General features: G+C 58.1%; 23 protein-coding genes and 1 pseudogene. 19 read left to right on the plus strand and 5 right to left on the minus strand.

Going from position 1 to position 24,398, the window contains the following annotated elements:
• Positions 1 to 90: 90 nt before the first annotated feature.
• Positions 91 to 714 (plus strand): TetR/AcrR family transcriptional regulator, encoded by a 624-nt coding sequence (locus C7H10_RS15610; RefSeq protein WP_106695581.1) that lies wholly within the window; start codon positions 91 to 93, stop codon positions 712 to 714.
• Here C7H10_RS15610 and C7H10_RS15615 read toward each other — a convergent pair.
• The gene (locus tag C7H10_RS15615) at positions 702 to 1,202 is read right to left on the minus strand and encodes an Lrp/AsnC family transcriptional regulator (RefSeq protein ID WP_106695582.1); all 501 of its coding nucleotides are present in this window, start codon (positions 1,200 to 1,202) and stop codon (positions 702 to 704) included. The genes C7H10_RS15610 and C7H10_RS15615 overlap by 13 nt on opposite strands.
• A 133-nt stretch (positions 1,203 to 1,335) precedes the next feature.
• On the opposite strand from C7H10_RS15615, the gene leuA reads away from it, so the two are divergent.
• Positions 1,336 to 3,030 (plus strand): 2-isopropylmalate synthase, encoded by a 1,695-nt coding sequence (leuA, locus tag C7H10_RS15620; RefSeq protein WP_106695583.1) that lies wholly within the window; start codon positions 1,336 to 1,338, stop codon positions 3,028 to 3,030.
• Positions 3,031 to 3,133: 103 nt separating this feature from the next.
• On the opposite strand, the gene C7H10_RS15625 is transcribed toward leuA, so the two are convergent.
• From C7H10_RS15625 to xseA, 3 genes and pseudogenes are all read right to left on the minus strand, one after another.
• Positions 3,134 to 3,343: a cold-shock protein gene (locus C7H10_RS15625; protein WP_058089577.1), complete on the minus strand. Its 210-nt coding sequence runs from the start codon at positions 3,341 to 3,343 to the stop codon at positions 3,134 to 3,136.
• 367 nt (positions 3,344 to 3,710) lie between these two features.
• A pseudogene (locus C7H10_RS15630) lies at positions 3,711 to 5,600 on the minus strand (propionyl-CoA synthetase); the annotation flags it as partial.
• A gap of 96 nt (positions 5,601 to 5,696) precedes the next feature.
• Positions 5,697 to 7,076: an exodeoxyribonuclease VII large subunit gene (gene xseA, locus C7H10_RS15635; protein ID WP_106695585.1), complete on the minus strand. Its 1,380-nt coding sequence runs from the start codon at positions 7,074 to 7,076 to the stop codon at positions 5,697 to 5,699.
• A gap of 190 nt (positions 7,077 to 7,266) precedes the next feature.
• Here xseA and guaB point away from each other — a divergent pair, with 190 nt between their 5' ends.
• The 6 genes from guaB to C7H10_RS15665 all read left to right on the plus strand — a co-directional run bounded on the left by guaB (position 7,267) and on the right by C7H10_RS15665 (position 13,701).
• The gene (gene guaB, locus C7H10_RS15640) at positions 7,267 to 8,730 is read left to right on the plus strand and encodes an IMP dehydrogenase (protein ID WP_061331017.1); all 1,464 of its coding nucleotides are present in this window, start codon (positions 7,267 to 7,269) and stop codon (positions 8,728 to 8,730) included.
• Between the two features lie 65 nt (positions 8,731 to 8,795).
• Positions 8,796 to 10,373 (plus strand): glutamine-hydrolyzing GMP synthase, encoded by a 1,578-nt coding sequence (gene guaA / locus C7H10_RS15645; RefSeq protein WP_106695586.1) that lies wholly within the window; start codon positions 8,796 to 8,798, stop codon positions 10,371 to 10,373.
• Positions 10,374 to 10,396: 23 nt separating this feature from the next.
• A complete protein-coding gene (gene tadA, locus C7H10_RS15650) occupies positions 10,397 to 10,909 on the plus strand; it encodes a tRNA adenosine(34) deaminase TadA (RefSeq protein WP_374786744.1) in 513 nt (170 codons plus the stop codon).
• A complete protein-coding gene (gene galE, locus C7H10_RS15655; RefSeq protein WP_106695588.1) occupies positions 10,906 to 11,895 on the plus strand; it encodes a UDP-glucose 4-epimerase GalE in 990 nt (329 codons plus the stop codon). Before tadA ends, galE begins: the two co-directional genes overlap by 4 nt.
• 33 nt (positions 11,896 to 11,928) lie before the next feature.
• A complete protein-coding gene (locus C7H10_RS15660) occupies positions 11,929 to 13,275 on the plus strand; it encodes a UDP-glucose dehydrogenase family protein (protein WP_061331020.1) in 1,347 nt (448 codons plus the stop codon).
• 15 nt (positions 13,276 to 13,290) lie between these two features.
• Positions 13,291 to 13,701, plus strand: a complete 411-nt coding sequence (locus tag C7H10_RS15665; protein ID WP_106695589.1) for an HIT domain-containing protein — start codon at positions 13,291 to 13,293, stop codon at positions 13,699 to 13,701.
• A gap of 12 nt (positions 13,702 to 13,713) precedes the next feature.
• Here C7H10_RS15665 and fabR read toward each other — a convergent pair whose 3' ends face one another.
• Positions 13,714 to 14,340: an HTH-type transcriptional repressor FabR gene (fabR, locus tag C7H10_RS15670; RefSeq protein WP_106695590.1), complete on the minus strand. Its 627-nt coding sequence runs from the start codon at positions 14,338 to 14,340 to the stop codon at positions 13,714 to 13,716.
• Between the two features lie 348 nt (positions 14,341 to 14,688).
• Between fabR and aspS the strand changes: the two genes are divergently transcribed.
• The 11 genes from aspS to ybgF all read left to right on the plus strand — a co-directional run bounded on the left by aspS (position 14,689) and on the right by ybgF (position 24,371).
• Positions 14,689 to 16,488, plus strand: a complete 1,800-nt coding sequence (gene aspS / locus C7H10_RS15675; protein WP_106695591.1) for an aspartate--tRNA ligase — start codon at positions 14,689 to 14,691, stop codon at positions 16,486 to 16,488.
• Between the two features lie 75 nt (positions 16,489 to 16,563).
• A complete protein-coding gene (gene ruvC / locus C7H10_RS15680) occupies positions 16,564 to 17,091 on the plus strand; it encodes a crossover junction endodeoxyribonuclease RuvC (RefSeq protein ID WP_106695592.1) in 528 nt (175 codons plus the stop codon).
• A 30-nt stretch (positions 17,092 to 17,121) separates the two neighbouring features.
• Positions 17,122 to 17,751: a Holliday junction branch migration protein RuvA gene (ruvA, locus tag C7H10_RS15685; RefSeq protein WP_106695593.1), complete on the plus strand. Its 630-nt coding sequence runs from the start codon at positions 17,122 to 17,124 to the stop codon at positions 17,749 to 17,751.
• Positions 17,752 to 17,908: 157 nt separating this feature from the next.
• On the plus strand, positions 17,909 to 18,940 hold the full coding sequence (gene ruvB / locus C7H10_RS15690; protein ID WP_106695594.1) for a Holliday junction branch migration DNA helicase RuvB: 1,032 nt from the start codon (positions 17,909 to 17,911) through the stop codon (positions 18,938 to 18,940).
• Positions 18,924 to 19,358, plus strand: a complete 435-nt coding sequence (ybgC, locus tag C7H10_RS15695) for a tol-pal system-associated acyl-CoA thioesterase (RefSeq protein WP_106695595.1) — start codon at positions 18,924 to 18,926, stop codon at positions 19,356 to 19,358. The genes ruvB and ybgC overlap by 17 nt, the downstream gene beginning before the upstream one ends.
• A gap of 38 nt (positions 19,359 to 19,396) precedes the next feature.
• Positions 19,397 to 20,083, plus strand: a complete 687-nt coding sequence (gene tolQ, locus C7H10_RS15700) for a protein TolQ (RefSeq protein WP_058089593.1) — start codon at positions 19,397 to 19,399, stop codon at positions 20,081 to 20,083.
• 40 nt (positions 20,084 to 20,123) lie between these two features.
• On the plus strand, positions 20,124 to 20,570 hold the full coding sequence (tolR, locus tag C7H10_RS15705; RefSeq protein WP_058089873.1) for a protein TolR: 447 nt from the start codon (positions 20,124 to 20,126) through the stop codon (positions 20,568 to 20,570).
• A gap of 75 nt (positions 20,571 to 20,645) precedes the next feature.
• Complete coding sequence (gene tolA / locus C7H10_RS15710; protein ID WP_106696023.1) at positions 20,646 to 21,626, plus strand: cell envelope integrity protein TolA; 981 nt, start codon at positions 20,646 to 20,648, stop codon at positions 21,624 to 21,626.
• A gap of 5 nt (positions 21,627 to 21,631) precedes the next feature.
• Positions 21,632 to 22,960, plus strand: coding sequence for a Tol-Pal system beta propeller repeat protein TolB (gene tolB, locus C7H10_RS15715; RefSeq protein ID WP_106695596.1), 1,329 nt, complete (start codon positions 21,632 to 21,634; stop codon positions 22,958 to 22,960).
• Between the two features lie 45 nt (positions 22,961 to 23,005).
• Positions 23,006 to 23,575 (plus strand): peptidoglycan-associated lipoprotein Pal, encoded by a 570-nt coding sequence (gene pal / locus C7H10_RS15720; protein ID WP_106695597.1) that lies wholly within the window; start codon positions 23,006 to 23,008, stop codon positions 23,573 to 23,575.
• A 25-nt stretch (positions 23,576 to 23,600) separates the two neighbouring features.
• Positions 23,601 to 24,371 (plus strand): tol-pal system protein YbgF, encoded by a 771-nt coding sequence (gene ybgF / locus C7H10_RS15725; RefSeq protein WP_106695598.1) that lies wholly within the window; start codon positions 23,601 to 23,603, stop codon positions 24,369 to 24,371.
• Positions 24,372 to 24,398 lie beyond the last annotated feature (27 nt).

Consider the following 24,398-nt stretch of genomic DNA (forward strand, 5'->3'; position numbering starts at 1 on the left):
ACTAATTGGCAGGGCATCTGGCCTGCTTCTGCCTTTCTTTGTCGTAAAGTGGACGTTATTGTACGGAGCCTGCTTCACAAGGTACAGATGATGACTGACGAATCTATCGACGTAACACCTCGCCGGCGACCGGTTCAGGCGCGCAGTCGGGAGCGGGTGAGCAATATCCTCAGCCATGCCGCGGCCATTTTTCATGAGAATGGTGTGGATGGCACCAGTATGTCTGCCATTGCCCGGCAGTCTGGCATGTCGTTAGCCTCCCTATACCGATATTTTCCGAACAAGGCGGCCATCGTTCATGCCATTGCTGAGGGGCATGTCGAGAAAATGGAAACCGCGATGCGGGAAAAGCTGCCAGAGCTGAGCCTGCATGACGCCGTGGACGTGCTGATTGATCAGTTCTACGACTTCTACCGCACCGAACCTGCGTACTCGGCAATCTGGAGCGGCGTTGAGTCCATGCCCGAGCTGCGGGAACTGGATCTGCGGGAACTCTACAGCAACGCCCGTGACCTGGATGCCCGGCTCCAGCAGGAGTATCCGGCGTTGCCGAAGGAACGCAGCTGGACCGCCAGCCTGTTGTTGCCCCGATCTGCCGGAACCATCCTCAGGCTCGCAGCCACCCTGCCGGACGACCAGGGGCAGCAGTTAGTGGTGGAATTGAAGTGTATGGCCAGGGCTTACCTGGCAGAGCTGGCCCGTCAGGAAAGATAGCCCAGGGGCAGGGCGGTACTGTCGATTACCCTCCGCAGTACAAAGCTGGAGTGCACCCCACTGACACCCTGAATCCGGGTAATGCGATTAAGCAGAAACTGGTGATAGTGGTCCATGTCTGGCACCACCACTTTCAGCATGTAGTCGGCACTCTGGCCGGTGATCAGGTAGCACTCCTGAACCTCGGGAAAGACCGCCACCTGTTCCTCGAAAGCGGCAAAGCGTTCCGGTGTATGTCGGTCCATGCCAATCAGGATGATGGCGGTCAGCGACAACCCCAGTTTTTTGTGGTCCAGAATCGTCACCGTGCGCACTATGATGCCCGCGTCTTCAAGCGCCCGCACCCGGCGCAGACAGGGGGAGGGTGAAAGCCCGACTTTCTCCGCCAGTTGCTGGTTGGTCAGTGAGCCGTCCTTCTGCAATTGTTCCAGGATTTTCCGGTCAGTTTTGTCAATTCTGACCAGCGCCTTGTCATTGCTCGCAATCATATGCTGTAAATCCTGACTTGTTGGCAATATGTGGCTTATGAATAACGGTTTTGGGCTAAAATAGCAACCAAATAGCGCGGTTTGGGCGTTACACTCTCTCCATTGATACGAACAGCGAAAGGAATGTTCCCTTATGGCCTTTGATCATCGTAAATACGTCGCCTTCAAACCGGTTGCCAAGAAAGACCGCCGCTGGCCGGACCAGGTCATCGAGAAAGCACCCACCTGGTGTGCTGTCGACCTGCGGGATGGCAACCAGTCGCTGATCAAGCCCATGTCCGTTGCCCAGAAACAGCGCCTGTTCGATTTGCTGGTCAAGCTTGGCTTCAAGGAAATCGAAATTGGTTTTCCGGCCGCCAGCCAGCCGGATTTTGATTTCTGCCGCAAGCTGATCGAAGAAAACCGGATTCCGGACGATGTGAAAATCCAGGTGCTGACCCAGGCCCGCCCGGAACTGATTGAACGCACTTACGAGGCTTTGCAGGGCGCAAAACAGGCTATCGTGCACGTGTACAACTCCACGTCTACCGTGCAGCGGGAGCAGGTATTTGGTCTCGATCGAGCCGGCATCCGAGAGATTGCTGTCAACGGCGCCACCCTGGTGAAAGAGATCGCAGCCCGTTACCCGGACACCGACTGGACTTTCCAGTATTCCCCGGAGAGCTTCACCGGCACCGAGCTGGACTTCGCTGCGGAAGTGATTGATGCGGTCACCGACGTGTGGCGTCCGGATCAGGGGCAGCCGGTGATTATCAATCTGCCGGCAACCGTAGAGATGTCGACCCCCAACGTGTTTGCGGACCAGGTGGAGTGGATTTGCGAGAACATCCGCTACCGCGAGCACATCAGCATCAGCTTGCATACCCATAACGACCGGGGTTGTGCGGTGGCTGCGGCTGAGTTGGGCGTGATGGCTGGCGCTGACCGAATTGAAGGGACCCTGATGGGTAACGGGGAGCGCACTGGCAACATGGATCTGGTAACCATGGCCATGAACCTGTATTCACAGGGCATTGATCCGACCCTGGACTTGTCCGGCATGGCGGAAATTACCGAGGTGGTGGAAGCCTGTACCGAGATTTCCACCCACCCGCGTCATCCGTATGCGGGCGAGCTGGTGTTCACCGCCTTCTCTGGCAGCCACCAGGACGCCATCCGTAAGTGCCTGGCCCGCCGCAACGAGGGCGACGCCTGGAACGTGGCCTACCTGCCTATCGATCCGTTCGATGTGGGTCGTCGCTATGAGGAGGTGGTGCGCATCAATAGCCAGTCCGGCAAGGGTGGCGTTGCTTATGTACTGGAGCGGGACTACGACATTACCCTGCCGCGTTGGTTGCAGATCGAATTCAGTAAGGTGGTCCAGAAAGAAGCCGAGACCAACGGTGGCGAAATTGACTCCCACACCATCCACCGCCTGTTCGAAGACCGCTACCTGAAGGTTCATGAAGACTGGTCACTGCGTTCCTACGATTTGCACCGGGACGAAGAGGGTGTTCGTGCAGAAGTGGTGGTCGGTAGCGACACTTCTCCCGTGACCTTTGAAGGCCGCGGCCTGGGTGCGGTTGAAGCGGTGTCTGACGGCCTGGCCAAGCGCTTTGGCGTCACGGTGGCGGTAGAGGCATACGATGAGTTTGCCCTGGGCGAGGGCACCAACGCCAATGCCTTGGCCTGTATTCGCCTGACCGCCAATGGTCAGCATTGCAGCGCAGCGGCCCTGGCGGAAGATACCACCTCGGCAACCCTGCAGGCGCTGTTTTCAGCAGTGGCTCAGGCGGTGGGTACGGATATGCCGGCAGCAAAGACGCCGGAAGCGGCGGAAGCGGTCTGATAGCCGGTTCTGTCTACGCCAGAACGCAGAACGGCCGGCAAAGTTGCCGGCCGTTCTGTTTTCCGTCTGCCCGTGAGGGGCATCCGGCGGTAAACCTTTGCCCTTACAGAGGGGTTACGTTTTCCGCCTGGGGGCCTTTGGGTCCCTGAGTAACGGTAAACTGCACCTGCTGACCTTCTGTCAGGGTACGGAAACCGTTGGAGTTGATTGCACTGTAGTGAACGAAAACGTCACTGCCGCCTTCCTGGGCAATAAAGCCAAAGCCCTTGGATTCGTTGAACCACTTCACGTGGCCAGTTTTGGTATCGGACATCGATCTTTCCTGTCTTTCTGAAAATTTGCCCTCACGGGACCTTCTTGTTTCGCACAGACTCTGGATCCATACAAACGCGGTTTCCGCCTGAGCGGAAGCCGTCGATGCTGAGTCGTCCGGAGCGTACTGAGGAAGGGGCAACGCGAAGCCTGGGCAGGACGTTGTAGCGCATTCGTCAAATACCGCTGCAGAAGAGCACAGCAATTTTCAGTATAGACCGACTTTGGGGGGCGTCAATTGTTTTTTTAGTGATCAGTGTCGGGATTTTAATTGATAAAAAACAATGGGTTGTCATAAGGATGAAACACAACTCTGCCGGTCTTTGAGGCAGAGTTGTGTTGTGGTCCGTGTACACGGGTGGGGTAGGTCAGCGCACGAATTTCTCGCTGATCTCTTCCAGAATGGCAGGATCATCAATGGTGCTGGGTACGCTGTACTCTTCGCCGTCCGCAATCTGGCGGATCACGCGGCGCAGAATCTTGCCAGACCGGGTCTTCGGTAAACGCTCTACCACCATGGCCCGACGGAAGCAGGCTATGGCGCCAATCTTGTCGCGGACCATTTCTACCAGTTCTTCTTCCAGTTCATCCTGGTCTATGGTTGCGCCGTCCTTGATCAGCACCAGGCCGACCGGGATCTGGCCCTTCATGTCGTCGTGGGCGCCTACAACACAGCATTCCGCGACTGCTGGGTGAGAAGCCACCACCTCTTCCATTTCGCCGGTGGACAGGCGATGTCCGGCGACATTGATCACGTCATCGGTCCTGCCCATGATGAACACGTAGCCGTCGTCATCAATAAAGCCGCCGTCGCCGGAGCTGTAAAAGCCGGGAATCGGATTCAGGTAGCTGCTCTGGAACCGTTTGTCGTCGCCCCATACGGTCATCAGGCACCCCGGTGGCAGGGGCAGTTTGACGGCTATCTGGCCTTGTTCGCCGGCCGGTACCTGGCTGCCTTCCATATCGACGACCTGCACGTTGAAGCCGGGTGACGGTACCGTCGCCGAGCCCGGTTTGGTGGTCATCATTTCAATGCCTACCGGGTTGCAGCAGATGGCCCAGCCGGTTTCGGTCTGCCACCAGTGGTCGAGAATCGGCAGGCCCGTGTGTTCCTTCAGCCATTCGTAGGTGGGCGGGTCCAACCGCTCGCCGGCCAGGAAAATGCGTTTTAGCGACGAGACATCGTAGCGGCTTAGCTGGTCTGCCTCGGGGTCTTCCTTGCGTACCGCGCGGAAGGCGGTGGGGGCGGTGAACAGCATGTTCACCTTGTGATCCTGGACTACCCGCCAGAACGCACCGGCGTCCGGAGTTTTCACCGGTTTGCCTTCATACAGGATGGTGGTGCAGCCGGCGAACAGAGGCGCATAGACAATGTAGCTGTGGCCTACCACCCAGCCCACGTCTGACGCAGCCCAGAAGACATCGCCGGGTTTGGCGTCGTAGACCAGTTTCATGCTGTATTTGAGGGCCACGGCATGGCCGCCGTTATCCCGCACCACGCCTTTTGGTTTGCCGGTGGTGCCGGAGGTGTAAAGTACATAAAGCGGGTCGGTGGCTTTCACTGGCACCGGGTCTGCTGGCTCCGCATTGGCGGTCATGTCGTTCCAGTCGTAATCCCGTCCTTCCGACAGGTTGGCTGTGACTTGCGGCCGCTGGTACACCACACATAGCTCAGGCTTGTGGCTGGATTGCTCAATGGCCCTGTCCACCAACGGTTTGTATTCAATGACCTTGGTGACTTCAATGCCGCAGGAGGCAGTGATCAGCGCCTTGGGCTTGGCATCCTCAATACGCACGGCAAGTTCGTGGGCAGCAAACCCACCGAACACTACTGAGTGGATGGCGCCCAGGCGGGCACAGGCCAGCATGGCAATGGCTGCCTGCGGAATCATTGGCATGTAGATAATGACCCGGTCACCCTTCTCGATCCCGCGAGCACGCAGGGCGCCGGCAAACAGGGCTACTTCATCCCGTAATTCGTCATAGGTGAAGTGTTGCTGGCTGTTGGTCACCGGCGAATCGTAAATCAGGGCTGTCCGTTGACCACGGCCCGCCCGGATGTTGGCGTCAAGGGCCACGTCGCTGGTATTCAGAAGGCCATCGGGGAACCACTGGCCGTGACCGTTATCGAGTGCCTGCCAGATGGTGTTCGGGGTTTCGATCCAGTCAATGTTCTGGGCCTGCTCGCGCCAGAAGTCATCCCGTTGGTCGATGGACCGGCGGAACTCGGAGTGGTATGTCATGCTTTCCACCTCAGTTGTGCTGTTATTGTTCTGTGGCTGTTATGCACAACTGTAGGAGCTTTAGAAACAGGGGCTACTAGACCATAGGCGTAGTTGGCCGTTTTTGTCCGTTTAATGCCCGTTGGAATTGATCTCCGTCACCTTCGCCGTAACGCTGCCGTGGCCCAGCCGGGCGGTGATGGCGGAGCCTTCGCCAAGCTGGCTGGCGTCACGAACAATCTGGTTCTGCTCATCCCTGACAATCGCGTAACCCCGCCCCAGGGTGGCGAGCGGGCTGACAACGTGGAGTGCCTGGGCGTTGTATTGGTAACGTTCCTGTTGCTGCTTCAGGTAGTGGCGGGTTGCCATCTCCAACCGCTCGTGGAGACGGGTCACCTGGTCCCGGGCGGTGATCAGTGTCCGGCGTGGGGATTGGGTGGCAAGGCGCTGGGTCAGGTGATCGGCTTTTACCCGGGTTTGGATGAGTCGCTGGGCGATCGCCTTGTTCAGCCGTACGTCCAGCTCATCCATGCGCTGCGCCTTTTCCTGCAACTCCCGGCGCGGGTCCCGCAGCCGCGCAGACAGGTGGCCAAGCTGGGTGTGCAGGCGCTGGGTTAACCGGCGCGCCGCCTGACTCAGCCTCAGTTCCTGCTCGTTCAGCCGGCGCAGCCAGTGGCTCTGGTCCGGGGAAACCTTCTCAGCGGCCGCCGAGGGTGTCGGGGCGCGAAGGTCTGCCACGAAATCGGCAATGGTCACGTCAACCTCGTGGCCCACCGCGCTGACAGTTGGAATGCTGCAGCTGGCGATAGCCCGGGCTACTGCTTCTTCATTGAAACACCACAGGTCTTCCAGTGAGCCGCCGCCGCGCCCGATGATCAATACATCGGCCACGCCGTGTTGCTGGGCGCGCTGGATCGCGTTGACGATGTCGGCTGTGGCGGCCTGGCCCTGAACTGCTGTGGGGTAGAGGGTGACGGGGATGGCCGGGCAGCGGCGGGCCAGCACGGTCAATATGTCATGGATGGCGGCACCCGTGGGTGAGGTCACCACGCCAATGTGGCGCGGTGTGGCTGGAACCGGTTTTTTTCGGGCCGGGTCAAACAAGCCCTCCGATTGCAGTTTCATCTTCAGGGCCTCAAAGGCCTGTTGCAATTCGCCCAGCCCTGCCGGCTCCAGGTGTTCGACAATGATCTGGTAGTCGCCCCGGTTCTCGTAGAGTGTGACCTTGCCGCGGATGCGAATCTGGTCGCCTTCACGGGGCAGGGTGCGCAGGCGTTGATTGGCACCCCGGAACATGGCACAGCGTACCTGGCACTTCTGGTCCTTCAGGGAGAAATACCAGTGCCCGGAGGAAGGTCTTGAAAATCCGGACAATTCGCCCTCCACCCACACCTGCACAAAGCTGGTTTCCAGCAGATGGCGTGCCTGATGGTTGAGTTCACTGACCGACAGGGCCCGGGGCCGGGAATCCGGATAAGGGGGTATCAAAGGGCGCGCTCCGTGATTATTCATACGCAATAGCCGAAAGAGAGGGGTAAAAATAACGGAAATTCAAAAAGATGCAACCAAACGCCAAAAACCTCGCGGTTTACTGTCTGTTGGCACCACTTTATAATAGATCGATTAAGGATTTTGCTTTGCTGTGCCGCCGCGGGTACAGCATGGAATTTCCAAACTTAGCATGTTCAAAAGGCGGACCCAAATGCTGCGTATTGCCGAAGAAGCCCTCACGTTTGACGACGTTCTCCTCGTGCCCGGATATTCCGAAGTTCTGCCTCATCAGGTGGAGCTGAAGACTCAATTGACCAAAGGCATCACCCTGAATATTCCGCTGGTGTCATCGGCCATGGATACGGTCACTGAAGCCGAGCTGGCCATTGCCATGGCTCAGGAAGGCGGCATCGGCATCATGCACAAGAACATGTCAGTGGAGCAGCAGGCAGCTGCCGTACGCAAGGTCAAGAAATATGAAAGTGGTGTGGTGAAAGATCCGATCACCGTCACACCGGAGACAACGGTTCGGGAACTGGTGGATATCACCATGGCCAACAGCATTTCCGGCCTTCCGGTTGTCGACGGCACTGATCTGGTCGGCATCGTCACCGGGCGTGATATCCGCTTCGAAAGCCGGATGGATACCCTGGTGCGTGACATCATGACTCCGAAGGAAAAGCTGGTTACGGTCAAAGAGGGTGCCAGCCTGGAGGAAATCAAGGAACTGCTGCACCGTCACCGCATTGAGAAAGTTCTGGTAGTGAACGACGAATTCGAATTGCGGGGCCTGGTTACCGTCAAGGATATCCAGAAAGCCAAAGACTACCCGCTGGCCTGCAAAGACGAGCAGGGCCGTCTGCGAGTGGGTGCGGCGGTGAGCACCGGTGGCGATACCGATGCCCGGATTGCAGCGCTTGCCGAAGCCGGCGTGGATGTGATTGTCGTGGATACCGCCCATGGCCATTCCAAGGGTGTGATTGACCGGGTTCGCTGGGTAAAGCAGAACTACCCTGATGTTCAGGTGATTGGCGGTAACATTGCCACCTCGGGTGCGGCGATTGCCCTGGCTGATGCCGGCGCGGATGCGGTCAAGGTGGGCATCGGTCCCGGCTCCATCTGTACCACCCGCATTGTCGCCGGCATTGGTGTGCCGCAGATTTCGGCGGTGTCCAATGTGGCAGCGGCGCTGAAAGAGCGCGGCGTACCCGTGATTGCCGATGGTGGTATCCGGTTCTCCGGTGATATCGCAAAAGCCATCGCAGCGGGCGCTCACAGCGTCATGATCGGTAGCCTGCTGGCGGGTACTGACGAAGCTCCGGGTGAAGTGGAATTGTTCCAGGGCCGGAGTTACAAGGCTTATCGTGGTATGGGATCCATTGGTGCCATGGGGCAGGGTTCCAGCGACCGCTATTTCCAGGACGCCAGCAAAGGTATTGAAAAACTGGTGCCGGAAGGCATTGAAGGCCGTGTGGCCTGCAAAGGCCCCATGCGCAACATCGTGCACCAGTTGGTGGGTGGCTTGCGTGCATCCATGGGTTACACAGGCAGTGCAACCATGGATGAGATGCGTACCAAGCCGGAATTTGTGCGCATTACCAACGCCGGGATGCGTGAGAGCCACGTGCACGACGTGACCATCACCAAAGAAGCTCCCAACTACCGAATCGGCTAAAAACTGCCTGATTTGACGCGGCCCGGTTTCCGGGCCGCGCTGTTTTTTTAAAGCCCGAGGACTCCATGGCTCAGAACATTCACGACCACCGTATCCTGATTCTTGATTTCGGTTCCCAGTACACCCAGCTGATCGCCCGCCGTGTGCGCGAAATCGGCGTGTACTGTGAAATCAAGGCCTTTGACGTAACAGACGAAGAACTCAACGAGTTCAATCCCAAAGGCATCATCCTGGCGGGTGGTCCGGAATCGGTAACCCAACTGGGTGGTCCCCGTGCACCGGAAGGGCTGTTCGACAAAGGCATTCCGATTCTGGGCATCTGCTACGGCATGCAGACCATGGCGGAGCAACTGGGCGGCCGTGTTGCCAGCTCTGAGAAGCGCGAATTCGGCTACGCTCAGGTGAAAGTCCGGGCCAAGGGCCCTCTGCTGCAGGACATTACCGACCACCTGACACCTGCGGGTGAATCCCTGCTCGACGTCTGGATGAGCCACGGTGACAAAGTAGTTGTCATGCCGGAAGGCTTTGAACTTTTAGCCTCTACCGAGAGCGCGCCGATTGCCGCCATGCAGGACCTCAGCCGTAACCTGTACGGTGTCCAGTTCCATCCGGAAGTGACCCACACCCTCCAGGGTAAGCGGATTCTCGAGCACTTTGTCCTGAATATCAGTGGCTGTGAGGCCCTGTGGACACCGGCCAAGATTGTTGATGACGCCGTTCGACAGATTCGTGAGCAGGTAGGCTCCGAAAAGGTTCTGCTGGGGCTGTCTGGCGGTGTGGATTCCTCGGTAACCGCCGCCTTGCTGCACAAGGCCATCGGCGACCAGCTCACCTGTGTGTTTGTGGATAACGGCCTGCTGCGCCTGCACGAGGGCGATCAGGTGATGGACATGTTCGCCAGCAACATGGGCGTTAAAGTCATCCGTGCCGACTCCGAAGACCTGTTCCTGTCAAAGCTCAAGGGTGTTAACGACCCTGAGCAGAAGCGCAAAATCATCGGCAACACCTTTATTGATGTATTTGATGCCGAGGCCGCCAAGATCAAAGACGTGAACTGGCTGGCCCAGGGCACCATCTACCCGGATGTGATCGAATCTGCCGCCTCCAAAACCGGTAAAGCCCATGTCATCAAGTCCCACCATAATGTGGGTGGCCTGCCGGAAACCATGAAAATGAAACTGGTTGAGCCGCTGCGGGAGCTGTTCAAAGACGAAGTTCGCAAGATTGGCCTTGAGCTCGGCCTGCCTTACGACATGGTTTACCGCCACCCGTTCCCGGGGCCGGGTCTGGGTGTCCGTATTCTTGGCGAAGTGAAAAAGGAATACGCAGAGATCCTGCGCCGCGCCGATGCCATCTTCCTGGAAGAGTTGCACCGTGCGGATCTGTACCACAAGACCAGTCAGGCGTTCGCGGTGTTCCTGCCGGTGAAATCCGTCGGTGTGGTAGGCGATGCCCGCCGTTACGAATACGTGATTGCCATCCGGGCTGTGGAGACCGTGGACTTCATGACTGCACGCTGGGCGCGCCTGCCGTATGATCTGCTGGAAACGGTTTCCAACCGGATCATTAACGAGATTTCTGGCGTTTCCCGTGTGACCTACGACATCTCTTCCAAGCCACCCGCGACGATTGAGTGGGAGTAAGTCGAGGCAGGGGATAAGGGATAGTGAACGACACTCCGGAAGATCGGCGCTGGATGGCCAGGGCACTGGAGCTTGCCGCCCAGGCCGGGGCAGCCGGTGAAGTGCCGGTTGGCGCCATTGTTGTTCTGGATGGCAGGGAGATTGGGGCGGGTTTCAATGCCCCGATTTCCCACTGCGACCCGACCGCCCATGCGGAAATCAGAGCCCTGCGGGATGCTGCGGCTCGGGTGGGGAACTACCGGTTGGCGGGTGCTACGCTGTATGTAACCCTGGAGCCCTGCACCATGTGTGTGGGAGCTATTGTCCACGGTCGTATCAGCCGGTTAGTGTATGGTGCCGCTGAGCCCAAAGCGGGTGCCGTCGAGTCGGCCAGAAGAACCCTTGAAGAGCCGCATCTGAACTGGCGGGTAGAGGTTTGCGGGGGCGTGATGGCCGAACCGTGCGGTCGGGTGATCTCCGAATTTTTCAGCCGGCGCCGTCGGGAAATCCGGCAGCGCCGCCAACAACACTCAGGGAAGGGAAGCACAGACTCATGAAAGTTCTTGTTACCGGCGGTGCCGGATATATCGGCAGCCACGTTGTGCGTCAGTTGGCAGCAGCGGGCCACGACATTGTGGTGTTTGATAACCTCTCTACCGGCTATCGCTGGGCGGTAACCGCCGGGGAGCTGGTGGAAGCCGATCTGGCGGATGAAGACGCGATAGAAGCCGTATTTTCCGCCCATAAGTTCGAAGCGGTGCTGCACTTTGCAGCGAACATCGTGGTGCCGGAGTCTGTCGCCAATCCCCTCAAGTACTACAGTAATAACACCCGTAACACTCTGAATCTGTTGAAAGCGGTTGAGCGACACCAGGTGCCGTATATGGTGTTTTCTTCCACCGCGGCGGTCTACGGCATGCCAGAGGAAACGGTGCTGACAGAAGACCTGCCGTTGGCACCTATCAATCCCTATGGCGCCTCCAAGATGATGAGCGAGCGGATGATGATGGACCTGGCTGCGGCCAGTAACCTTAGCTACGTTATCCTGCGCTACTTCAATGTGGCCGGCGCTAATCCGGAGGGACTGCTGGGGCAGGCAACGCCGGAGGCGACGCACTTGATCAAAGTGGCCTGCGAATGTGTGACCGGTCAGCGCGAGGGCATGAGTGTATTCGGCACTGACTACGAAACCCGCGATGGCACCTGTATCCGCGACTATATCCATGTGGAAGACCTGGCAAAGGCCCACGTGATGGCGCTGGATTACATGGCTGGCGGTGGCGAGTCTCAGGTGCTCAACTGTGGTTACGGCCGCGGCTTTACCGTGCGAGAAGTCATTGATGTGGTCAAGGCGGAATCCGGTGTCGATTTTCCGGTAACTGAAACCGGCCGTCGCGCCGGCGACCCGGCGGCACTGATGGCCGACAACACGCGAATCAAGAATGTTCTGGGCTGGCAGCCGGATTACGATGACCTCAATACCATCGTGCGCACCGCCCTGGCCTGGGAAGCGGTCTGGCAGAAGAAAAAAGCTTCTCGATAACACTCTCAAACAACGATTTTCAGGAACTTTTAAATGAAGATTACGATTTTCGGAACCGGATACGTGGGCCTGGTAACAGGTGCCTGTCTTGCGGATGTTGGTCACGATGTGCTTTGTATGGATGTGGATCAGGGCAAGATCGAGAAACTGAAGAACGGCAAGATTCCGATTTACGAGCCAGGCCTCGATAGCATCGTTAAACACACCGTGGAAGCCGGTCGCCTGTCGTTCACCACCGACACCGAACAGGCTGTCAAACATGGCACCCTGCAGTTCATTGCCGTGGGCACACCGCCGGACGAAGACGGCTCTGCCGATCTGCAATACGTGCTCGCGGTGGCGAAATCCATCGGTCAGTACATGGATGACTACAAGGTGGTGGTCGACAAGTCCACCGTACCCGTGGGCACCGGTGACAAGGTCAAGGCAGCGGTGCGTGCACAGCTCGACAAGCGCGGCCTGGAGCTGGATTTCGACGTGGTTTCCAACCCGGAATTCCTGAAAGAAGGCGCCGCCATCAACGACTTCATGAAGCCGGACCGCATTGTGGTGGGTACCGACAGCGAACAGGCGGCGGAGCTGTTGCGGGAGGTTTATTACCCGTTCAACCGCAACCACGACCGGATGATTTTCATGGATATCCGCTCGGCGGAACTGACCAAATACGCTGCCAACTCCATGCTGGCCACCAAAATCAGCTTCATGAACGAAATGTCCAACCTGGCTGAACGCCTGGGTGCCGACATCGAAGCGGTACGCCGGGGCATTGGTTCCGACCCCCGTATCGGCTACCACTTCATCTACCCTGGCTGCGGCTATGGTGGCTCCTGCTTCCCGAAAGACGTACAGGCCCTGGCCCGGACGGCCGGTGATTGCGATTACGAGGCCAAGTTGCTGAATGCGGTAGAAGCCGTTAACTACGCTCAGAAACACGTGCTGTTCGACAAGATTAGCCACTTCTTCCAGGGTGATCTGAAAGGCAAGGTGGTTGCGGTCTGGGGCCTGGCCTTCAAACCGAACACTGACGACATGCGTGAAGCCTCCTCGCGGACGCTGATGGAAAATCTCTGGAAGGCCGGCGCTACGGTGCAGGCGTTTGATCCGGAAGCCATGGAAGAAACCCAGCGCATCTACGGTGACCACGAAGGCCTGACCCTGTGTGGCACCAAAGAACAGGCCTTGAAAGGTGCCGATGTGCTGGCCATCTGTACCGAGTGGAAAGAATTCCGTTCGCCGGACTTCGACCTGATTGCCGGTGCCCTGAAACAGCCAGCGGTTTTCGATGGTCGAAACCTGTACGAGCCGGAAATGCTCGAGCGCCATGGTCTGGTTTACTACGCCATCGGCCGCGGCCGTAACCAGTTTCATTCCGCGGGCTGATCGAGAGGGCCGGTGATGTTTCAGCTACACGAAAGGCTCGCGGCAGATACCCACCACCTGGGTTACAGCCGCCTGTGCGAAATTCTGTTGATGAACGACAGCACCTGGCCCTGGATAATTCTGGTGCCGGCGGTGCCGGACATCCGGGAAATCTACCAGCTGGACCATAAGCAACAGGTGCGGTTGCTGGAAGAGTCCTCCACGCTTAGCCGGGGCATGATGGAGCTTTTCAGTGGCGACAAGATGAATGTGGCGGCGCTGGGTAACATGGTGCCGCAGCTTCATTTGCACCATATCGTGCGCTTTGAAGGTGACCAGGCCTGGCCAGGCCCTGTGTGGGGCAAGCAGCCACCGGTGCCCTATGAAGGGGCTGCACTGGCGCAGGTCAAAGAGAAGCTGAAACCGCTGCTCCATCACCTCGCTTGAACTTCAATGGTTTTATTCCCGGCCCTGCTGCCACTGCGCCAGGGTCTGGGAGCCCACCAGAATCATCCGCAGCTCGGTTTTGAGCTTGTGCTTTAGTTCCTCCCGCTCCTTGGGCGTCGCATCCAGCGCCTCCGCGCCTTGATTGAAAACCAGTGTCACCATGGCTTCGGCCACAACCCGGGCATCGGCCAGAGGCTTGTTCTGTTCATCCGCAAACCGTCCAAGGTCATCTGCCAGTTCCGTAACGAAATGATCGATCTCGGCCTTGACGGCGGTTCGGAACGGTTTCGATACCCCAGTGCGCTCGCGCAGCATCAGGCGGAACAGGTTGGAGTTGTTGCCCAGATATTCCATAAACGTATCGACAGATGTCGAGATGGCGCTGCCGTCACGGGCTATTCGCTTGCGCGCCTGGCGCATTAACTGTCGCAGCGCAACACCGCCTTCATCGACCAGTGCCAGACCCAGTTCATCCAGCTCGGAAAAATGCCGGTAGAAGGAAGTGGGGGCAATGCCAGCTTCCCGGGCAACCTCCCGCAAACTCAGGCTGCCAAAGCCCCGATCCGCGCTCAACTGTGCCAGGGCGGCATCCATCAAAGCCCGTCGGGTTTTCAGTTTTTGTTCCGCTCTGGTGGCCAACGTCTTACTCCATGGTCCGCTCAAACCATGCATTCTAGCCCCCGGTTTTTTGATAGTCATCCCGGCGTTCAATATCTGGCTTCAATTCTGCTTGGGGACGCCTGATTTTCACAGTCATTGTGTTTATAATGGGCGGCTTTTCGGCTATGGTCGCTGGCATTTGCGGGCGGCCTCTAAAATGCTGCAAGCAAGCTGATGGGGATGGCTTTCCGAAACACGCTGTGAATACATCCATGTACGCTCGGCTCCGCCATCCATGGCTCCGCACGGTTTCGGAAAGCCATCCCCATCAGCTTGCCCAGACGCTTTCATTAAACGCGAACACATTCAGATACAACGGGAACCGATATGCGCAGTCACTATTGCGGTGGGATCAACGAATCCCACATCGATCAGGAAGTCACTCTCTGTGGATGGGTACACCGCCGCCGGGACCACGGTGGGGTTATCTTCCTGGATCTGCGAGATCGGGATGGCATGTCCCAGGTGGTTGTCGATCCTGACACCCCTGAGAGCTTTGCTCTGGCGGAGAAGGTTCGCAGTGAGTTTGTTGTTAAAGTCACCGGCCGCGTGCGTCGCCGTCCGGCGGGCACCGAGAACAGCAACATGCCGACCGGCCAGGTGGAGCTGCTGGGTAAGGAAGTCGTGATCCTGAACGCCGCTGCCACGCCGCCGTTCCCGCTGGACGAGCACGTAGATGTGGGTGAAGACGTTCGTCTGCGCTATCGCTTCATCGATTTGCGCCGCCCGGAAATGATCAACCGTCTGCGTTTCCGTTCCCGGGTAACCAGTTACATCCGCAACTTCCTGGATAGCCGCGGTTTCATGGATGTGGAAACACCGATCCTGACCCGTGCCACCCCCGAAGGCGCCCGTGATTACCTGGTGCCCAGCCGTACCCACGAAGGTTCCTTCTTCGCGCTGCCCCAGTCGCCGCAGCTGTTCAAGCAGATGCTGATGGTGTCTGGCGTTGACCGCTACTACCAGATCGCCAAGTGTTTCCGTGACGAAGACCTGCGGGCAGACCGTCAGCCGGAGTTTACCCAGGTCGACATCGAGGCCTCGTTCATTGATGAAGAGACCCTGATGAAGCTCAACGAAGACATGATCCGTGCGCTGTTCAAAGACGTGCTGGATGTCGAGCTGCCGGAATTCCCGCGCATGCCGTATTCCGAGGCCATGCAGCGTTACGGCAGCGACAAGCCGGACCTGCGTATTCCGCTGGAACTGCAAGACGTGAACGACCTGGTGGAAGGCGTGGACTTCAAGGTCTTTGCCGGACCCGCGAAAGATCCGAAAGGCCGTGTTGCAGCCTTGCGTGTGCCGAAGGGTGGTGCGCTGACCCGTAAGCAGATTGACGATTACACCAAGTTTGTCGGCATATACGGGGCCAAGGGCCTGGCCTACATCAAGGTAAATGAGTTGGCCAAGGGCGTCGAAGGCCTGCAGTCGCCGATCATCAAGTTCCTGGGTGACGACGTGGCCATGGCGATCATGGAGCGCGTTGCGGCGGAAGATGGCGACATCGTGTTTTTCGGTGCTGACAAGACCACCGTGGTCAACGAAGCACTGGGCGCATTGCGCATCAAAGTCGGTCATGACCTCGACATGCTTACCTGCGAGTGGGCGCCGATGTGGGTGGTGGACTTCCCGATGTTTGAGGAACTGCCAGACGGCAGCCTCACCGCTATTCACCATCCATTCACTGCGCCGTCCTGCAGCCCGGACGAGCTGGCAGCGGACCCGGCCAATGCGTTGTCCCGCGCCTACGACATGGTACTGAACGGCACCGAACTGGGCGGTGGTTCTATCCGTATCCACGACGGCAAAATGCAGGAAACGGTGTTCCGCATCCTGGGTATCGAGGAAGAGGAAGCTCGCGCCAAGTTTGGCTTCCTGCTGGACGCTTTGAAGTTCGGTTGCCCGCCACACGGCGGCCTGGCTTTCGGCCTGGATCGCCTGGTGATGCTGATGACCGGTTCGTCGTCCATCCGGGACGTCATCGCCTTCCCGAAAACCCAGAGCGCCACCTGTCTGATGACCCAGGCGCCGGGTGCGGTAGACGAAAAGCAGCTGAAAGAACTGCATATTCGCCTGCGCCGCTCAGCCAAAGCGGTTGAAGGTAACAAAGCCGAAGACAACGAGTGATGCGCAAGCCCGGAGGTTGCCCCTGGGGCCTCCGGGCTGAGTGCTTTTGCTCAAGCGATCTCTGAGGGCGCGCGGATGGCCATCATCCTGGGTGTAGACCCTGGCTCACGAATCACCGGCTACGGCATCATTCGTGCGGAAGGCCGCCAGATTGAGTATATCGACAGCGGCTGTATCCGGGTGGGTGAAAAGCCCATGGCGGAACGCCTGCAAACCATTTTCCATAGCCTTGCTGTGTTGATTGGTGAGTACCGCCCGGAAGAGTTCGCCATTGAACAGGTGTTCATGGCCCGGAACCCGGATTCAGCCCTTAAGCTGGGGCAGGCCAGGGGCGCGGCGATTGTCAGTGCCGCCAACAGCGGCCTGGCTGTCCATGAATATTCCGCTCGCCAGGTCAAACAGGCGGTGGTTGGTACCGGTGGCGCTGACAAATCCCAGGTTCAGCATATGGTCCAGGCACTGCTGGGTTTGTCCCGCAAGCCCCAGGCAGATGCGGCGGATGCCCTGGCGATCGCACTGTGTCATGCCCACATGAACCAGAGCATACTGAAGCTCGCCGGCAGCGGTGGCAAAGCGCGAAGCGGGCGGGTTCGGCAACAATAACAGGCTCAGACAAGCCCCAGGAGGCCTGCATTGATCGGTAGAATCCGAGGCATATTGATAGAGAAGGCCCCCGGCCACGCACTGGTGGAGTGCTCCGGTTTGGGTTATGAAGTCGACATTCCCTACACCACCTTCTTTCACCTGCCGGAAACCGGGCAGGAAGTTACCCTACACACGCATTTTGCGGTCAGAGAAGATGCCCAGAGCCTGTATGGCTTTGCCTCCCGGCTGGATCGCAATCTTTTCCGGCTGCTGATCAAGGTCAATGGCGTTGGCCCTAAACTGGCTGTCGGCATACTGTCCGGCCTGGATGCCCAACAGTTTATACGCTGTGTTGAGGCCCGCGATGTCAGCGCCCTGGTGAAGCTGCCGGGGGTCGGCAAGAAAACCGCCGAGCGACTCCTGATTGATATGGCTGACCGCATTGGCCAACTGGAAGGGCAGTTCACCCCGACGGTACCCGGTTCAGCGGCTCCGGGCGGCTCCACAACAGCGCCGCAGGCAAGTCACGATGCGAGAGACGAGGCCGAGGCCGCGTTGATTGCCCTGGGCTATAAGCCCCAGGAAGCGGCCAAGGCCATCAGCAAGGTGGCTGAGCCAGATATGACCAGCGAGGCGCTGATTCGCCTTGCCCTGCGTAATATGATTCCGGCCGGGTAGTTAACTTGCTCCCCGGCCTTTTTATGTGTCGCCCCATGACACCAATGTGTATAGAGCGTAACGTGACTCCAACCATGCCCTTTGTACAATTGGGGCAACTTGAACGTCAGGCCAAACCTGTGGGCACGTTGTTTATTCCCAGCAAGCGGATAATGCCATGATTGAATCTGACCGACTGATCTCGGCAAAGGCCGGTGAATACGAGGAAGTGCATGATCGGGCCATTCGCCCGACGTTGCTGTCTGAGTATGTGGGTCAGCCGACGGTTCGTGAGCAGATGGAAATTTTCATCTCTGCTGCCCGGGGCCGCCAGGAAGCGCTGGACCACGTGCTGATCTTCGGCCCGCCGGGACTTGGTAAAACCACCTTGGCAAACATTATTGCCAACGAGATGGGGGTGTCGATCAAGACCACCTCTGGCCCGGTACTGGAAAAAGCCGGCGACCTGGCCGCCATGCTGACCAATCTCGAAGAAGGCGATGTGCTCTTTATCGATGAGATTCATCGCCTGAGCGCTGCGGTTGAAGAAGTATTGTATCCGGCGATGGAAGATTATCAGCTGGATATCATGATCGGCGAAGGGCCGGCGGCGCGATCCATCAAGCTGGATTTGCCCCCATTCACCCTGGTGGGTGCCACAACCAGGGCCGGTTTGCTGACATCGCCACTGCGGGACCGCTTTGGCATTGTTCAGCGTCTGGAGTTCTACAACACCCAGGACCTCACGCACATCATTCTACGGTCGGCACGGTTGTCTTCGGTGACCATCGATGAACAGGGGGCGTTCGAGATAGCCCGCCGTTCCCGGGGCACACCACGAATTGCCAACCGCCTGCTGCGGCGGGTGAGGGATTTTGCCGAGGTTCGCTCAGATGGCCACATAACTGCCGACATTGCCGACCAGGCTCTGAACATGTTGAAAGTGGACGACCAGGGCTTTGACCACATGGACCGCCGCCTGTTGCTGGCCATGATCGAAAAGTTTGATGGGGGGCCGGTGGGTGTGGAAAGCCTGGCTGCGGCCATTAGCGAGGAGCGGGGGACCATCGAGGACGTGCTGGAGCCGTTCCTGATTCAGCAGGGCTTTATGGTACGAACGCCCCGTGGGCGGATGGTAACCTCCAGCGCCTACCGCCATTTTGGTGTGGTGGCCCCGAAATCCGGTGCTGAGGATGACCTCTTTGACTGAAAACGGTACGAAAGAGCGCTTTGAATTACCTATCCGGGTGTATATAGAAGATACAGACGCTGGTGGTATCGTCTTCCATGCCAAGTATCTTCACTACATGGAACGGGCCAGAACCGAGTGGGTGCGTAGCCACGGTGTTGGCTTGAGGGCCGGCCTGGAAGACAACATAAGTTACGTGGTTCAGCGCATGAATCTGCACTATAAAGTGCCGGCCAAACTGGACGACCAACTGCTGGTTACTGCAGAGCCCACGGCCTCATCCCGGGTTTGGATGAACTTTCGGCAGCAGGTGCTGCGAGCGGCAGACCAGCAGTTGTTGTGCGAGGCCGATGTGCGGGTGGCCTGCATCGCACTGGATACCGGCAAGCCCAAGAGGCTGCCTGAAAACATGCAAGAAATTCTGAAGAAATCCATTTAGTTTATTGAAAAGCCTACAAACATAGTTGGGAGTGCACAGTGGAAGCGGAACTTTCAGTCTGGTATCTGATTGCCAATGCCGGGGTTTTGGTGCAGTTGGTCATGCTGTTGCTGGTGTTGGCATCGGTGGTGTCCTGGGCTTTGATTTTTCAACGCATTCAGGTGTTCCGGAAAGCGAAGCAGGCGCAGCTGGCCTTTGAAGAACGGTTTTGGTCCGGCATGGATCTGGGGCAGCTCTACAAAGAGGTGAATGCAGACCCGACGCCGTTTTCCGGCATGGAATCTGTATTCCGGGCCGGCTTCAAGGAGTTTTCCCGCCTGCGTCAGCAAAGTCGCGATGCCGACGCCGTCATGGAAGGCACTCAGCGTGCTATGCGGGTGGCTTTTTCCCGTGAGCAGGAGCGCCTGGAGACCCATCTTCCGTTCCTGGCAACTGTGGGTTCAACCAGTCCATATGTGGGGTTGTTCGGTACCGTGTGGGGCATCATGAATTCCTTCCGGGGGCTTGCCCAGGTGCAGCAGGCAACGCTTGCCACGGTGGCTCCGGGTATCTCGGAAGCATTGATCGCAACCGCCATGGGTCTGTTTGCAGCGATCCCGGCGGTTATTGCCTACAACCGTTTCTCTGCCATGTCGGATGCGTTGCTGAAGAACTATGAAACCTTTGCCGAGGAGTTTTCGAGCATTCTGCATCGCCGTGTCCACAACAGTGACCAGGCTGCCTGATGGCACACGTCGATAAAGGGAGGAGAGCGGCATGAGCGGCATGAAAGGTATGGGCTTGATGCCCCAGCAAAAACGCAAGCCGATGTCGGAAATCAACGTGGTGCCCTACATCGACGTGATGCTGGTACTGCTGATCATTTTCATGGTGACGGCTCCGATGTTGACCCAGGGTGTAAAGGTGGATTTGCCCCAGACCACATCAGACCCGATCCAGCAAGACAAGGACGTTGAATCCATTACCGTGTCGGTAGACGCCAACGGTGCCTATTACATGGATATCGGCGACCGAAGCAGCGACCCGATGACGCTGGCCGAGGTGCGTGAGCAGGTGGCCAACATCCTGTCACAGCGTACCAATGGCGAAGTGCTGGTGCGTGGTGACGAGTTCGTGGAGTACGGCGTGGTTGTGCGGCTGATGGCTGAGCTGCAGGCCGCTGGCGCAACCGGGGTTGGCCTGATAACCGACGCACCTCAGGAAAGGCCTTAACAGAGTGGCATTATTGTTGTGAAGGGTCACGAGCGGGAAACCATCAGTACCGATACGGCGCCCCTGAAATCGCCAGTGGTAATGTCTGTGGCATTACACCTGTTGATTGTCGGGATTGCGCTGGCGGGCTGGTCCTGGACATCGCCGATATCTGAGCCGGAGCCCAGAACCATTTCTGCGCGGCTGGTCAGCCCGGAACCCCGGCCGAGCCCGGTGGTGGATGAGCAGGATCAGCGGGATCGCGAACAGGAGCGCCGTCAGCAACAGGAGCGTGAGCGCCAGCAGCAGGAAGCAGAACGCCGCCGTCAGCAGGAAGAGCAGGCCCGGCGGGAAGCAGAACGGCAGGCTCAGGAACAGGCGCGGCAGCGGGAGGAAGAGCGCAAGCGCCAGGAAGCGCAGGCTCGTGAACGGGCCGAGCAGCAGGCGCGGGAACAAGAGGCTGCGCGACAGAAAGCGGAGGCAGAGGCCAAAGAGCGTGAGCGCCAACGTGCTGAAGAAGAACGCAAGCGGCAGGAAGAGGCAAAGCGCAAAGCCGAGGAAGAGAAACGTCGCCAGGAAGAGCGTCGTCGGCAGGAAGAGGCCGAACGCAAGCGGCAGGAAGAAGCTGCCCGGCAGGAAGCGGAACGTAAACGCCAGGAAGCCGAGCGCAGATTAAGAGAGCAGCAACTCGAAGCCCTCGCTGACGAATCCCGCCGAGAGAGGGAGGCGGAAGCCCGGCGCCAACAGGAGGCCGCTGCTGCTCGAGCACGTGAAGCGCAGATGCTGTCGGAAAGCGAAAAGTACCAGGCACTTATACGTGAGCGTTTGAGCCAGGCCTGGTACCCGCCGTCATCGGCGACGGAAGATATGACGGCCAGGGTTCAGATTACCCTGCTGCCGACCGGGGAACTGGTTAACGCCCGGCTGGTCAGCAGTAGCGGGAATACAGCATTTGATAACTCGGCGTTGGGTGCCGTCCGGTCTTTGAGCCGGTACCCGATTCCGTCAGATCGGGATACGTTTGAGCGTTATTTCCGTCAGTTTACTATTGAATTCAATCCGCAACGGTTGCGGTGAGGCCTATGACATTGAACGCACATGACTCCTATCGTCAGGGATTTCCCTTTACCACGGCGCTGGCAGCACTGGTTGTTCTCATGCTGCTTGCCAGTCAGGCGAGGGCAGAGCTGCTCATCCGCATCACTGAAGGTGCGGATTCCGCCATCCCCATCGCGGTGGTGCCATTTGCTGAAAGCGGTGCCATGCCTGCTGGCGACAAGGTAAGCAGTATTGTGCAGTCAGATCTGACCATGAGCGGCGAATTTCGCCCGCTTGAGCCCTCCCGAATGCTTAGCCTGCCTTCGCAGCGCTCGGAGGTGTATTTCCGGGACTGGCGCCTGCTGGGGCAACGCTACGTTCTGGTGGGGCAACTGACCCGTTCAGGTGACCGTATCGAAGCCAGATACGAATTGTTTGATGTAAACCGGGAAGAGCGCATCCTCGGAGAAACCGCCGGCGCCTCGGCCAGCAATGTTCGGACCCTCGCCCATCACATCAGTGACCGGGTGTACGAGGCCATTACCGGTGATCCTGGCGTGTTCTCGACCAAGCTCGCCTATGTCACGGTGACCGGAGACGGCGATAACGCCCGCTATCGTTTGCACGTAAGCGATGTGGACGGAAAGCGCTCAAGAATCCGCCTTGAAAGCCGCGAGCCCATTCTGTCTCCCGCCTGGTCTCCGGACGGCAAGCAGCTGGCCTATGTGTCTTTTGAAACCGGCAAGCCTGTGGTGTTTGTCCATGAACTGGCCAGTGGAAACCGCAAGAAGGTGGCGGATTTTCCTGGTCTGAACTCGGCACCCGCCTGGTCACCGGATGGCAAATCCATGCTGCTGACCCTGTCCAAAGACGGTAACGCGGAGATCTACCGGCTTGATATCGCCTCCGGTAACCTGACCCGGATGACTAACCATTGGGCCATCGACACCGAGGGTGCCTGGGATCACACCGGCCGGGGAATCTATTTCACGTCGGATCGTTCAGGTGGCCCCCAGATCTACCACATGGATCGAGCGGGTGCCGAACCAAGGCGAATTACCTTTGGCAGCCGATACAACGCCCGCCCAAGACCGGATGCCAAAGGTGAATATGTGTATTACGTGCATCAAAGGGAAAGGGCGTTCCATATCGCCCGCACGAATCTGAAAAACGGGGAGGAATCTGTCATTACCCGAACCGAATCGGATGAATCGCCGAGCGTTTCACCAAACGGACGCTTGTTGATTTATGCCACACAGCAAAACGGTACCGGCGTGCTCACGGTTGTCTCGGCAAATGGCGGGGCGGCGTACAGCCTGCCGGCGTCAGACGGTGATGTCCGTGAGCCCGCCTGGGGCCCTATCGTTCGCTGAACACGTTGTTGTCCAATAAACCAATCACGATAAGGAAGTGCACACATGAAACTGTCAGTACAGACCAAAGCGTTTGCGATGTTGTTGTCCGTGGGCCTGGTGGCCGGTTGTAGCTCCACCGGCGATACTATGGAAGACGGTGCTTATGGCTCCGATGTGGCCGCCATTGATCAGGACGGCGGTTCCACCGTTTATGGCGGCGCCGATGGTGATGGCGTCTCTTCCTCTCGTCTGAGTGAAGAAGAGCGTCAGGCCGCGCGCGAGCAGGCTGAGCAGGAAGCATTGCGTAACATCACTACGTTCTACTTCGATTTCGATACCTCCGAGATCAAGCAGGAGGCCCGCGATGTTCTGGTTGCCCACGCCCAGTTCCTGGCCAACAATCCACGCCAGAACGTGCGTCTTGAAGGGCATGCCGATGAGCGCGGCACCAAGGAATACAACCTTGCCCTGGGTGAGCGTCGTGCCAATGCAGTTCAGCGTTTCCTGATTGTTAACGGTGCTTCCCGTGGCCAGATCGAAACCGTAAGCTATGGTGAAGAGAAGCCAGCTGTTCGCGGTTCGTCCGAGAGTGCCTGGGCGCAGAACCGTCGCGTTGAGCTGGTGTTCAAGTAATCGAAGTCACTGATCGGAAGGTCCCATGAGAAAATTGCTCATGGCGACAGTGCTGCTCCCGCTGGGCCTTGGCCTGGCGGGAGTCAGTCAGGCACAGTCGTCTGCACCCGCGTTCCAGAACAATGAGTCTGAAGCCCAGCGCAAGTCGGGCAACAATCAGGCTACGGCTGAACTCTTCTACATGATCCAGCAACTCCAGAGCGATGTGCGCAGGCTGCAAGGGCAGGTGGAAGAACAGAAGCATCAGATCAGCCGCCTGCAACAGCAAAGCCGGGATCGGTACGTGGATCTGGACCAGCGGATACTGGACCTGTCCAAGGCTGTTGAGCGCAAGGCCGAAGACACCCGGGAATCAAGCCGTGCAGCCGAATCCGGTCAGGGTGGCCAGCTAACGCCGGCCAGGGTTTACCGATCCCCCGGTGCGGATGAGCAGAAAACCTATAACGACATCATTGATCTGATCCGGAACAAGAAAGACTTTGATACCGCTATCAGTCGGCTGTACGAGTTTATCGATGAATATCCGGAAGGGGACCTTACCGTCAATGCCTATTATTGGCTGGGTGAGGTGTACCTGGCGGAACCCCGTCTGGAGCAGGCCAAGCAGGCCTTTACCATTGTCGCTACCCGTTTCAGTGATCACCGAAAAGCGCCAGACGCGGTCTACAAGCTCGGTATGACGCTTGATCGAATGGGCGAAAAAGACGAAGCGAAACGTCGCATGCAGAGCGTTGTGGATAATTATCCCAATACGGGTGCTGCGGATCTGGCCCGGAAATACCTCGAGAAGGCGTGACTTTGTTCACGGATTAATCCGGTTGTC

It is taken from the genome of Marinobacter shengliensis (genome assembly GCF_003007715.1).
GTDB lineage: Bacteria > Pseudomonadota > Gammaproteobacteria > Pseudomonadales > Oleiphilaceae > Marinobacter > Marinobacter shengliensis.